We start from the raw sequence: 11828 nt of genomic DNA on the forward strand, positions 1-11828 counted from the left end.
TTTCCGACTGGTCAGTACGTCGCACCCGGACGCTCACGGTGGGTGACGGAGCGGTTCGTTCCTGCTGTCGCGCGGGGTCCTTCGAGCCACTCGTACCCCACAGGCAACTGACGTACCAGCGCATCCGCGTACGGGCGCGACGGATCGGCGGCGAAATGTCGTTCCTCGGCTGCGGTCCACCCGTCCCAGAAGGCCGAAAGTGTCGGCCCGTCCCGCCGTCGGCCCCGCTGCCAGGACGCCAGGGGGCCGAGCTCCATCCACCACAGCTGGGCGAGATGCGGGCGCAGGGCCCGGCGGCCGGCGCCCACTCCCTCGATCAGTACCACCGGTGCCGGTTCCAGCGTCTGCGGTGGGCCGAGGCGCCGGGCTGTCCAGTCGTACGGCGCGTAGTGCGCGGTCTCCCCGCGCGACAGCGGGCCGATCACCTGGTCCCGGAGCCGGCCTGTCCAGCCGAACAGTTCCTCATGCGTGGCCAGGTCGTCCAGATGCAGCACGGGCGCGTCCCCGAGCGCCGCCGAGAGGCGGGAGGCGAGAGTGCTCTTGCCCGAGCCCGCATGACCGTCGACGGCGATCAGCCGCACGGGTCCGCAGGACGGCGGCAGGTTGATCAGGCGCGAGGCGAGGCGGGCGAGGTCGTTCATGCGGACCAGCGTACGAGGCGGTACGAAGCAACCGCAGGTCACGTCAGTGGACCAGACCAATATTTGTTCCGCGGCGCGAGGTGAATCACTGGCCCAATCCGGCCGCGAACCGCAATAGTTGGCGCACTGTCGTGCACCCGCAGCCCCATTCCGCCAACGACCGGGGGTCTCGCCCATGAACAGACCGACTTCACGCAGAACCGTGCTGACTGCCGCGCTCGCCGTGGCCGCCGGCGCCGGCACGGCGGCGTCCGCAGGCTCCGCGGCCGCCGCGCCCTCGCTCGCCCCGCCTCCCACGCCCTCGCCTGCCGCGTCCCTGGTGGACAACCATTCCTGGCGTACGTACACCGACTGGCGCAGTGGTTCCGGCGCCGGGACGCGTGCCGTCGCTGGCCGGCGACCCGGACTGGTGATCGGCGTCCCGCAGGGCCGTACCGACTACACGGACCCGCACACCGGGACGACGGCGGCCTGGGAGTACGCGACCTGGACCTCGCCGCGCCACCGCTCGTCGGTCCCGGCCACCGAGGTGATCGCGTCCTGGAACGCGGACGCACCGGCCGGTACCTGGATCCAGATCGAGCTGTGCGGCCGCTACTCGGACGACACCGAGACCCCCTGGTATGTGATGGGCCGCTGGGCGGCGGGCGACGGCGACATCCGCCGTACCTCCGTCGACGACCAGACCGACGGCAAAAGCTCGATCTGGACGGACACCTTCTCGGTGGACGACGCGGCGAGCGGGCTGCGGCTGGTCTCCTACCGGCTGCGGCTCACCCTCTACCGGACCCCGGGCAGTCGCCTCACGCCGACCGTGTGGCGGCTCGGCGCGATGGCCTCGGACATCCCCGACCGGTTCACCGTGGAGCCCAGCACGCCGGGCCTCGCCAGGGAACTGCCGGTGCCGCGCTACTCGCAGAATGTGCACGTCGGCCAGTACCCGGAGTACGACAACGGCGGTGAGGCGTGGTGCAGCCCCACCTCCTCGCAGATGATCATCGAGTACTGGGGGCGGAGGCCCACCACCGAGGATCTCGCCTGGGTGAAGCCGGGCCTCGCGGACCCGCAGGTCTGCCACGCGGCCCGCTTCACGTACGACTACCAGTACGAGGGCTGCGGCAACTGGCCCTTCAACGCCGCCTATGCCGCCACGTACGACGGCATGAGCGCGGCGGTGACCCGGCTGAGTTCGCTGACGGACGTGGAGACGCTGATCCGGGCGGGCATCCCGGTCATAACGTCGCAGTCGTTCCGCAAGGAGGAGCTGACCGGGGCCGGGTACGGGACCTCCGGCCATCTCATGACCGTGATCGGGTTCACGGCGGACGGCGACGTGATCGCCAACGACCCCGCCTCGCCGAGCAACGAGGCCGTCCGCCGGATCTACAAACGCCACGAGTGGGAGACGATCTGGCTCCGCACCAAGCGCTACGACGCGAACGGCAAGGTCAGAAGCGGTACAGGCGGCGTCTGCTACGTCTACTGGCCCGCTGATCCAGCACCGAGTCAGCGCCGCGCGCTGCAGTCGCTGGGCCTGGTGTGAGCATGTGCGGCCCCATGGCCGTCCTGACGCCCTGACGGCAGCGCTCCTGGCCGTCCTGCGCGAGGCGACCGTACTGGTCCACCGTGACCTTGAACGAGCGATGTCCGAGCCGGCGAGACACTTCGCGGACGGACACGCCGCTCGTCAGGGGCACGGTGGTCCACTTGTGCCGCACGCCGTGCGGACAGTACATCTGCGCCACCGGCGAACACGGCACGCCGGCCGAGCCGGCCGCCAAGGAGGCCGGACTGTCCGTCGCCGAGTTCTGCGCTCAGGCGCACGACGCGCAGAAGGCCGTGTACGACGGTTTCGAGCTGGCCTTCGACTCCTTCGGGCGCAACTCCTCGCAGCAGGATGTCGAGGTCACCCTGGAGGTAATGGCCGACGCCGTCCCCCGTCAGCCACAGCAGCAGGCAGGCGATTCCCCCACCGTGCCCGACGAGGGCGGCCGTTCGCCGTGCCGGCGTCTCGGACCCCCGTACGCCAACCCGTCGACGGCCAGTGACGCCTCGTCGCAACAACCGTAACGGCGAGGTTGGTTAGGGTGGAGCGCCCGCCAGCACGGGCCCACCCGAACGGAGACCTGAGTGCCGCGCCGCGCGCCCCCCGATTCACTGGCTCCATAGCCATACCCACGGCCCTGGCGCTGAGCGCCGTCTTCCTGCTGGGTGCTGCCGCCCCCGGCCGGCTGACACAGGCCGAAGCCGCCGCGGCAGCCGGCGCCGAGCCGGTGGGGCGAATGCCGCTCGGGCCCGAGGACGTGCCCACCCAGACCCGGCCCGCCGAGGAGTTCGCGCCGGGCGTCACCTACCGCAAGTACTGGCAGGGGGAGGCCTCGGACTCTTGGGCAGTCTGGGTCCGCCACCCCGAGAAGGGCACTGAGACCTTCGGGACCAGGGCGGACGCCGACGCACTCGCGGCGGCGGTGACCGTGGCCGGCTTCGAAGCGCGCGTCGACACCTTCACCGTGCAGGAGAGCGCCGACACCGACAGCAGGATCGTGGGCTACGGGGTCCGGGCCGGCCGGTTCGCGGCCGACCGGCGGGCTGACGCCGTCCAGTTGCAGAGCGCTCTGGCCGCGGCGGGCTTCGGCAAGAGCCGGTCCTTCTTCACCGCGGAGGACGGCGGCGCGAGCAGGGGCCCGTGGCAGGTCAGGGTCATCACCGTCGCCCCGTCGGCCCAGCACGCTGAAGGCCGTGCACGGGACGGACGTCCAGAACTCCGAGACGGTGCGGCAGCTGGCCAAGGACAGTGGCGCGCTGGTCGCGGTCAACGGCTCCGAATTCGACATCGGCGGCCCCAACAACCCGTCCTTCGCCGGCTTCGAGGGTGTGCCGCAGGGCCTGTACATGCAGGGAAACACGCTGCTTGGCGCCCCAAACAATGGACGCACCTCCTTGCTTCTGGAGGGACTTGGCAGTCGAGCCGCCGTCGACGAGGTCACCTCCCAGACACAGGTGGCGGCTCCCGACGGAAGCGTGCGCGTGGTCGACGGCATCAACCGGCCGGCCAGGTCCTCGGCTGCGGCGGCGTCGGTGACGACTACCGCTCCACTGACCGAGTCAAGACGCTCCAGCCGTGGCGCAACACCCGCTGCCTCGACCCGAACGAGATCGTGGTCTTCCGCCCGGAATGGGGCGCCACCACACCCACCCCGATGCGCTGGGACCAGCCGTGGACCGACGCCACGACAGGGTGGCAGGCCCAGTGGTACGCGAACGAACGGGACTTCGCCGCGCATACCGTCGATGTCATCATGGACGGCAACTGGGTTGTCAAGGAGCTCCGCAGCCCGGCCGGCGGTCCGATCCCGGCCGGCGGCCGGGTCCTGCAGGGCATCGGCGCGGGCGCCGACTGGCTGCGGGCCCACTCCGAGGTCGGCAAGGCGTACAAGCCCGGTTCGAAAGTGCTCGGCCGGGCCGGGAAGTCGGTGACCACCCCCACGCTGTCCGCGGTCGCGGGCGGCACTCCGGCGCTGGTCCGAGGCGGCGAGGTGTGGCTCAACCCGGCCGCCAACGGCATGTCCCAGTACTCCTGTGTCCCTGCCGACCTCGGCCCGGGCCAGAAGTGCCGCTCGAACAACACCTTGCTGCAGCGCCACGCCCGTACCCTCGCCGGAGTGACCGCGTCCGGTGAACTTCTGCTCGTCACCATCGACGGTCGCGACCCCATGCTCAGCGTGGGAGTGACTCTGCCCGAGGCAGCCAAGGTGATGAAGTGGCTGGGGGCGACGGACGCGGTGGGCCGGGGCAGCGGCGGCGACACCACGCTCATCGCCAACGACACGCTCTACAACCGGCCCGTGGACGACTGGGGCGGCACGCTGCGCGAGCGCGCGGTGAGTAACGCGGTCGTCATCATCAAGAAGCCGTGAAGTAATTCACCTCGCCGCTCCAGATGGACAAGGCTGACGGTGATCGCGGCAGCGTTCGTGCATCAGGGCTCGTAGTCGAGCGAAGAGCGCTGGTTGCCGCTCTTCGGCGGCGACCAGCGCTGCTCTTGCCGGCCCCGGCGATGCGTCGCGCCGCGCTGTCCGCGAGCGGCCGTTCAGCCCTCAATGCGGACGGCGGCAGTCGGGAGACCGTAGGCGCCAGGGATTGATCCGAAATGGTAGGGATTCAGGCGGAAACCCGGTCACGACGACGCGCGATCTGACGTGGTCGAAGTCGGATCACGGCATCCGCGACCTCGTCGACAAGATCACGAACGCGGACTCGCCGACGGCGGACAACCAGCAGATCACCACCTTCACCCATACCGACCGCAGCCGGCCGCTGAAGCAGGCGAAGCCGAGCCATAGGCGGACTGGACCAATTGCGTCATGGTTCGGACTGTTCCCCTGGTCGTCCGGGCCCCGTACGGGTCGTCCGGGTACCCCCTCTGTCACCCCGTGACGGATACCGTCCGATCGGGCATACTCGACCCGCCACAGCCGCTGGCCAGCAACTCTCGTAATCCGGGAGGGCAGCAGCGGTTTGGGTACTAGTGCTTTTCCGGGCCCCAGTCCGGAGATCCCCCGGCGGAGCCGCGCACACCCCGCACGCGCACCGCCGCAACGCCCGACAGGGAGGAGAGCGCCGTCATGTCCGACCGTGCCCCGCAGTTGGTGGAGCGTCGTCTGCCCACCGAGGAGTCCAGGCAGCTCGTCGCGCTGGTCCGCGACATCGTCCAGCGGGAGATCGCGCCGAACGCGGCGGAGGAGGAGGACGCGGGCCGGTTCCCGCGCGAGGTCTTCACCCTGCTCTCCGAATCCGGACTGCTCGGTCTGCCGTACGACTCCGCCCACGGCGGCGGAGACCAGCCCTACGAGGTCTACCTCCAGGTGCTCGAAGAGCTCGCGGCCGCCCGGCTCACCGTGGGTCTCGGCGTCAGCGTCCACTCGCTCGCCTGCCACGCCCTCGCCGGATACGGCACCAAGGAGCAGCAGGCGAAACACCTGCCGGCGATGCTGGGAGGCGGCCTGCTGGGGGCCTACTGCCTCTCCGAGCCCGCCTCCGGCTCCGATGCGGCCTCGCTCCGCACGAAGGCCGTGCGCGACGGCGACGACTGGGTCATCACCGGCACCAAGGCGTGGATCACCCACGGCGGTATCGCCGACTTCTACACGGTTCTGGCGAGGACCGGCGTCGAGGGCGCCCGCGGCATCACCGCCTTCCTGGTCCCCGGCGACGCCGAGGGGCTGAGCGCGGCCCTCCCCGAGAAGAAGATGGGCATGAAGGGCTCGCCCACCGCCCAGCTGCACTTCGACGGTGTGCGGGTACCGGACGCCCGCCGGATCGGTGAGGAGGGGCAGGGTTTCGCCATCGCCCTGTCCGCGCTCGACTCCGGGCGGCTCGGCATCGCCGCCTGCGCCATCGGCGTCGCGCAGGCGGCCCTGGACGAGGCCGTCGGATATGCGACCGGGCGGCAGCAGTTCGGCCGCCCCATCGCCGACTTCCAGGGGCTGCGGTTCATGCTCGCCGACATGGCCACCCAGATCGAGGCGGGCCGGGCGCTCTATCTGGAGGCGGCGAGGCTGCGCGACGCGGGCAAGCCGTTCTCCCGGCAGGCGGCCATGGCCAAGCTGTTCTGTACGGACACGGCCATGCGGGTCACCGTCGACGCCGTCCAGGTGCTCGGCGGCTACGGCTACACCCTCGACTTCCCCGTCGAGCGGCTGATGCGCGAGGCCAAGGTGCTGCAGATCGTCGAGGGGACCAATCAGATCCAGCGCATGGTCATCGCGCGCCACCTCGCGGGTCCCGAAACCCGCTGAGGCGCAACGGCCGGTCCGACCACACGGGCGTCGTCATGATTCGGTTCCACTCCTGGTCATGACGGCCCGGCAGGGTCCTGCCGGTGGACTCCCAATGGCTCAGCATCGCCCGGTAGATGGGCGGATCCGTCGAATGCGGCACCGCGCGCGGTGCTGACGGAGCGGACGCCACTAGGGGTACCGGCTGCGAACCGGGCTGCGGAACCGATTCTTCGGGGGTCGGAGCGGCGAGACGGCGACGACCGGGGCCGGCCGTGGATTGCAGCAGGGTCATGCCAGGCCAACGCCGTGGAGCGGGATCGGGTCACTGCTGCGAGGATTCGAGCGCCCGTTCGTCAGGTTCCCCTGCCGCGCGAGCGCGGCTCGATCGCCCGCACCACGCCGGCCCGGCCGTCGTGGTGCGGCACGTGTGTGCCGGGCGTCTGCCGGAGGAATCCGGCAGACGGGCAGTCGCCGTCTGTCACTGCCTTCGATGCACGTCAGGCGGCGTCAGGGCGTCTCAGGCGGCGTTGCGGCGGATCTGGTGCGGCACCCGCAGCGGGCGCGAACCCGCGCCACCGGCGTGCGAGAACGGCTGCATCCTCCAGTCGAGCCCCTGGGGGAGCGTCAACAGCAGTCCCATGTCCTGTTCCTGGAGTTCGAGCGACTCGTCGGCGGGACGTGCCTGCGCGGCGTCGCGACCGGTTCCGGAGCACACCGTGAGGACGAACGGGTTCCACGGCGTCGGGCACAGCGCGTGTTCCGGCAGCACATCCTCGTCGGCCAGCAGCGCGATCGGCTGCGCACAGTCCGGGCAGATCACCCGGTACATCTCAAAAGTGTCGTACGCGTCGGGAGCGGAGTCCTCGACGGGTTCAACAGGCTCCGGTTCGGTACGTCCGGTGAGCTTCAGGCTCTGCATGGAGAATCTCCCCCTCGGGTGGGCCGGCAAGGCGTCACGGCCTCGACCACAGCAAGCACTTCCCGTCGTGCATCCGCCGTAACCGCGAGGTCGTCGGCTACCCATCCGTAAACCTGTGGCATTCATCACATGTCCCATGCGGGTGCCCTGTTCGAGGCCCCTACGACTGTGCCTGGAAGGCCCCGGGGTCATAGGTTGATCCGCATGGAGGAGCTGGACCGTCAGATTGTGGAGTTGCTCGTCAAGGACGGGCGGATGAGCTACACCGACCTGGGCAAGGCCACGGGCCTGTCCACCTCGGCCGTTCATCAGCGTGTCCGTCGGCTGGAGCAGCGCGGGGTGATCCGGGGCTATGCCGCGGTCATCGACCCCGAGGCCGTCGGGCTGCCCCTCACCGCGTTCATCTCGGTGAAACCGTTCGACCCGAGCGCGCCGGACGACATCGCCGAGCGGCTCGCCGGTGTACCGGAACTGGAGGCGTGCCACAGCGTCGCGGGCGACGAGAACTACATCCTCAAGGTGCGCGTCGCGACCCCCCTCGAGCTGGAGCATCTGCTCACCCGGATCCGCTCGCTGGCCGGGGTCTCCACCCGCACCACCGTCGTCCTTTCCACCCCGTACGAGGCACGCCCCCCGCAGATCTGAGGGGGGCGCGGGCGGCGCCGCTCCGGACAAGGGTGAGACTGGTGCCATGACCGAGAGCACCGCCCCCCAGAGCGAACACCGCACCGTGCTGCTGCGCGGTGGAGATGTCCACAGCCCCGCCGACCCCTTCGCCACCGCCATGGTCGTCGAACGCGGCCATGTCGCCTGGGTGGGTTCGGAAGGGGCCGCCGACGCCTTCGCGAGCGGCGTCGACGAAGTGATCGACCTCGAAGGGGCCCTGGTCACTCCCGCGTTCACCGATGCCCACGTCCACACCACATCGACCGGCCTCGCCCTCACCGGCCTGGATCTCGCGGGCGCCCGCACCCTCGCCGAGGCCCTCGACCTCGTACGCGCGTACACGGCCGCGCACCCCACGGACCGGGTCGTCCTCGGACATGGCTGGGACGCCACGCGCTGGCCGGAGCAGCGGCCGCCGTCGCGCGCCGAGCTCGACGCCGCAGCCGGCGGCCGGCCGCTCTATCTGCCCCGGATCGATGTGCACTCCGCCGTCGTCACGACCGCCCTCCTCGATCTGGTTCCCGGCGTCACCGCGCTGGCCGGCTACCGCCCCGACGCCCCGCTGACCGGCGCCGCCCACCACGCCGTGCGCGCCGCCGCCCATGGCGCGATCTCGCCGCAGCAGCGTGCCGAGGCGCAGCGTGCCGCCCTGGACCACGCTGCCTCGCTCGGCATCGGCAGCCTTCATGAGTGCGGCGGACCCGACATCTCCGACGAGGAGGACTTCACCGCCCTGCTGAAGCTTGCCGCCGGGCGGCCGGGACCGCGGGTCTTCGGCTACTGGGCCGAGCAGGTCGCGGACGAGAAGGATGCCCGCAGGATCCGCGAACTCGGTGCGATCGGTGCGGCCGGTGACCTGTTCGTCGACGGTTCCCTCGGCTCGCACACCGCGTGCCTGCACGAGCCCTACGCCGACGGACCGGCCGGCGGCAGGGGCGCCGCCCACCTGGACGCCGCGCAGATCGCCGCCCATGTCACCGCCTGCACCGAGGCCGGTCTGCAGGCCGGTTTCCACGCCATCGGCGACGCGGCGGTCGCCGCCGTCGTGGCAGGGGTCCGGGCCGCATCCGAGACGCTCGGGCTGCCCCGGATCCGCGCCGCACGCCATCGCGTCGAGCACGCCGAGATGCTCACCCCCGAGACGATCGCCGGTTTCGCGGAGCTGGGTCTGACCGCCTCGGTCCAGCCCGCCTTCGACGCCGCCTGGGGCGGCGAGGACGGCATGTACGCCCAGCGGCTCGGCGCCGACCGGGCCCGCACCCTGAACCCGTACGCGGGCCTCCTGCGGGCCGGTGTGCCCCTGGCCTTCGGCTCGGACAGCCCGGTGACCCCGCTGGACCCGTGGGGGACCGTACGGGCCGCTGCGTTCCACCGGACGCCGGAGCACCGGATCTCCGTACGGGCCGGTTTCACCGCGCACACCAGGGGCGGCTGGCGGGCCGTCGGCCGCGATGACGCAGGCACCCTCGTTCCGGGTGCCCCCGCCGACTACGCGGTCTGGCGCACCGAGGAGCTCGTGGTCCAGGCCCCGGACGACCGGGTCGCCCGCTGGTCGACCGACCCGAGGTCCGGGACGCCCGGCCTGCCGGATCTCACCCCGGGCGGTGACCTCCCGGTCTGCCTTCGGACCGTGGTCTTCGGACAAACTGTCTACGTGCGGCCGAACGAGTGACGTCCCGAGATTTCGTACCGCCGATCGAAGGCGCCCGCGCTTCCCCGCGACCTGCGTATCTCCGGTACTGACCAGGTAATTTCGGTAAACGTCGCAGGTCAGGCGGGTATTGACAGGAGGCGCCCACGGGCCGGTAGGTTCGGCCGAGTCCACCACAGGACGTCCGACCGGTTAACCTCCACGCAGTCGTCGAACGCCGCTGGGTCATGAGGTGGTGTGCCGCACCGGCGCACCACCACTGACAGCCAGGTTCAGCGCCCGCGCCTCGGGGGCGAGGGTAGGTGTGAACCGGACGGCAGGTGCGACCCGGGTGGGGCCCGGACGTTCAGTAGACAACGGCTTTCGGTCGACCCGCAGCCAGCGGGTTCCAGGTCGGCCCGAAGGGCGCCGGGCCCCGATCCGCAGTTCTGTCCGTACTTCCCTCCTTCTGTCCGGGCCGGCGCCCGACAGCTGCCCACCGCGTCGATCCCGGGCCCTGATGCGCTCGATATGGTGTGCACCTGTGTACGGACGTGAGGGGCAGTAAGTGAACGATGGCGGTCAGAGGCGATACGGCCCGCTCGGCAGAGCGTTGGTGATCATCCCGACCTACAACGAGGCCGAGAACATCAAGCCGATCGTCACCCGGGTGCGCGCCGCGGTACCGGAAGCGGACATCCTGGTCGCCGACGACAACAGTCCCGACGGCACCGGGAAGATCGCCGACGAGCTCGCCGCCGACGACAGCCATGTCCAGGTCCTCCACCGCAAGGGCAAGGAGGGGCTCGGCGCCGCCTACCTCGCCGGGTTCCGCTGGGGCATCGACCACGGTTACGGCGTCCTGGTGGAGATGGACGCCGACGGCTCCCACCAGCCCGAGGAGCTGCCCCGGCTGCTCACCGCCCTCAAGGGTGCCGACCTGGTGCTCGGCTCCCGCTGGGTGCCGGGCGGGCGCGTGGTCAACTGGCCCAAGTCCCGCGAGATGATCTCCCGCGGCGGCAGCACGTACTCCCGGCTGCTCCTCGGGCTGCAGACCAGGGACGTCACCGGCGGCTACCGGGCCTTCAGGGCGGAGACCCTGAAGGGGATCGGCCTCGACGAGGTCGCCTCCCAGGGGTACTGCTTCCAAGTCGACCTGGCCCGTCGCACCATCGACGCGGGGTATCACGTCGTCGAGGTCCCGATCACCTTCGTGGACCGCGAGATCGGCGACTCCAAGATGAGTCGCGACATCCTCGTCGAGGCGCTGTGGCGGGTCACGGCCTGGGGCATCACCGCCCGTACGAACCAGGTGCTGGGCCGCAAGTCTTCCTGATCACCCCCTTATCCCGCTTGGACATCCGTACAGGCACACTGGGGACCATGATGACCGGCACCCCGCCCCCGACCGCACCGCGGCGCTCGCGCGCCCGTACCTTCATCCCGCTCGCCATCGCCGCCTGGGCAGTGCTGGAGATCTGGCTGCTGACCCTGGTGGCGGACGTGGCGGGCGGGTTCACCGTGCTGCTGCTTCTGATCGGGGGCGTCGTGCTCGGGGCCGTCGTGATGAAGGCGGCCGGCCGCCGGGCCTTCCGCAATCTCACCGAGACGCTCCAGCAGATGCCGGGCCGGCCCGGTGAGGCCGCCACGCCGCCCACCTCTCCGTCGGGCAGCAAGGGCAATGGCTTCCTGATGCTCGGCGGGCTGCTGCTCATCATCCCGGGGATGATCTCGGACGTGGCGGGACTTCTGCTGCTGGTGCCGCAGGTCCGTGCGGCGCTCGGCCGGTACGCGGAGCGGTCCCTGGACCGCCGTATGCGCACCGCTGCCCCCGGCAGCTTCTCCAGCGCGTTCCAGCAGGCCAGGATCCACCGTCCGGACGGAAAGGTCGTCCAGGGCGAGGTCATCCGCGACACGGAGACCCGGCAGGGCCCGCGCCCCGACGGCGGCCCGCGCCCCCCGCTCACCCCCTGAGCGGATTCTCGTCCGAAGCCGCCCGCGGGACGGGGCCCTGTCCGAGTGGCTGTCCTCAATCGCCGGACGGGCTCTTCGCCTGTCCGGCCTTCCCCCTTCACGCCCGGGACGGAGAGATCAATCCCGAACGGCGCCCGAAAGAACAGGCCGCAGGACGCTCACGGCACCCACCCATATGCGACAGAGCCGCGGGCCGTGACACACGCTCGGTGTGTCAC

9 protein-coding genes and 1 pseudogene are annotated in these 11828 nt (G+C 70.8%); 8 read left to right on the plus strand and 2 right to left on the minus strand.

What is annotated here, in order from left to right:
• Positions 1-11: 11 nt before the first annotated feature.
• Positions 12-641 carry a uridine kinase family protein gene (locus tag ACNPQM_RS36600; RefSeq protein ID WP_418087342.1) on the minus strand — a complete coding sequence of 210 codons (630 nt, stop codon included), beginning with the start codon at positions 639-641 and terminating at the stop codon, positions 12-14.
• Positions 642-816: 175 nt separating this feature from the next.
• Between ACNPQM_RS36600 and ACNPQM_RS36605 the strand changes: the two genes are divergently transcribed.
• The 4 genes and pseudogenes from ACNPQM_RS36605 to ACNPQM_RS36620 all read left to right on the plus strand — a co-directional run bounded on the left by ACNPQM_RS36605 (position 817) and on the right by ACNPQM_RS36620 (position 6439).
• Positions 817-2184, plus strand: a complete 1368-nt coding sequence (locus ACNPQM_RS36605) for a peptidase C39 family protein (RefSeq protein ID WP_358861551.1) — start codon at positions 817-819, stop codon at positions 2182-2184.
• A gap of 188 nt (positions 2185-2372) precedes the next feature.
• Positions 2373-2552 (plus strand): annotated as a pseudogene (locus ACNPQM_RS36610) (class I tRNA ligase family protein); the annotation flags it as partial.
• 176 nt (positions 2553-2728) lie between these two features.
• On the plus strand, positions 2729-4558 hold the full coding sequence (locus ACNPQM_RS36615; protein WP_418087343.1) for a phosphodiester glycosidase family protein: 1830 nt from the start codon (positions 2729-2731) through the stop codon (positions 4556-4558).
• 708 nt (positions 4559-5266) lie between these two features.
• Positions 5267-6439 carry an acyl-CoA dehydrogenase family protein gene (locus ACNPQM_RS36620; protein ID WP_358861552.1) on the plus strand — a complete coding sequence of 391 codons (1173 nt, stop codon included), beginning with the start codon at positions 5267-5269 and terminating at the stop codon, positions 6437-6439.
• Between the two features lie 499 nt (positions 6440-6938).
• Here the strand turns inward: ACNPQM_RS36620 and ACNPQM_RS36625 are convergent, their stop codons facing one another.
• Positions 6939-7340 carry a hypothetical protein gene (locus ACNPQM_RS36625; protein WP_358861553.1) on the minus strand — a complete coding sequence of 134 codons (402 nt, stop codon included), beginning with the start codon at positions 7338-7340 and terminating at the stop codon, positions 6939-6941.
• A gap of 204 nt (positions 7341-7544) precedes the next feature.
• On the opposite strand from ACNPQM_RS36625, the gene ACNPQM_RS36630 reads away from it, so the two are divergent.
• From ACNPQM_RS36630 to fxsA, 4 genes are all read left to right on the plus strand, one after another.
• Positions 7545-7985, plus strand: coding sequence for an Lrp/AsnC family transcriptional regulator (locus ACNPQM_RS36630; protein ID WP_358861554.1), 441 nt, complete (start codon positions 7545-7547; stop codon positions 7983-7985).
• A gap of 46 nt (positions 7986-8031) precedes the next feature.
• Entirely contained in the window at positions 8032-9678 is a 1647-nt protein-coding gene (locus ACNPQM_RS36635) for an amidohydrolase (RefSeq protein WP_358861555.1), read from the plus strand.
• Between the two features lie 526 nt (positions 9679-10204).
• Positions 10205-10972, plus strand: a complete 768-nt coding sequence (locus tag ACNPQM_RS36640) for a polyprenol monophosphomannose synthase (RefSeq protein WP_358861556.1) — start codon at positions 10205-10207, stop codon at positions 10970-10972.
• A gap of 47 nt (positions 10973-11019) precedes the next feature.
• Positions 11020-11610, plus strand: a complete 591-nt coding sequence (fxsA, locus tag ACNPQM_RS36645) for an FxsA family membrane protein (RefSeq protein ID WP_358861557.1) — start codon at positions 11020-11022, stop codon at positions 11608-11610.
• Positions 11611-11828: the final 218 nt, after the last annotated feature.

The organism is Streptomyces sp. NPDC056231, from assembly GCF_048270745.1.
Taxonomy (GTDB): domain Bacteria; phylum Actinomycetota; class Actinomycetes; order Streptomycetales; family Streptomycetaceae; genus Streptomyces.

What these genes read in the sequence shown, in the direction of transcription:
- ACNPQM_RS36600 (WP_418087342.1), bottom strand. Translation starts at nt 641, where the DNA reads ATGAACGACCTCGCCCGCCTCGCCTCGCGCCTGATCAACCTGCCGCCG.
- fxsA (WP_358861557.1), top strand. Translation starts at nt 11,020, where the DNA reads ATGATGACCGGCACCCCGCCCCCGACCGCACCGCGGCGCTCGCGCGCC.
- ACNPQM_RS36605 (WP_358861551.1), top strand. Translation starts at nt 817, where the DNA reads ATGAACAGACCGACTTCACGCAGAACCGTGCTGACTGCCGCGCTCGCC.
- ACNPQM_RS36635 (WP_358861555.1), top strand. Translation starts at nt 8,032, where the DNA reads ATGACCGAGAGCACCGCCCCCCAGAGCGAACACCGCACCGTGCTGCTG.
- ACNPQM_RS36630 (WP_358861554.1), top strand. Translation starts at nt 7,545, where the DNA reads ATGGAGGAGCTGGACCGTCAGATTGTGGAGTTGCTCGTCAAGGACGGG.
- ACNPQM_RS36620 (WP_358861552.1), top strand. Translation starts at nt 5,267, where the DNA reads ATGTCCGACCGTGCCCCGCAGTTGGTGGAGCGTCGTCTGCCCACCGAG.
- ACNPQM_RS36625 (WP_358861553.1), bottom strand. Translation starts at nt 7,340, where the DNA reads ATGCAGAGCCTGAAGCTCACCGGACGTACCGAACCGGAGCCTGTTGAA.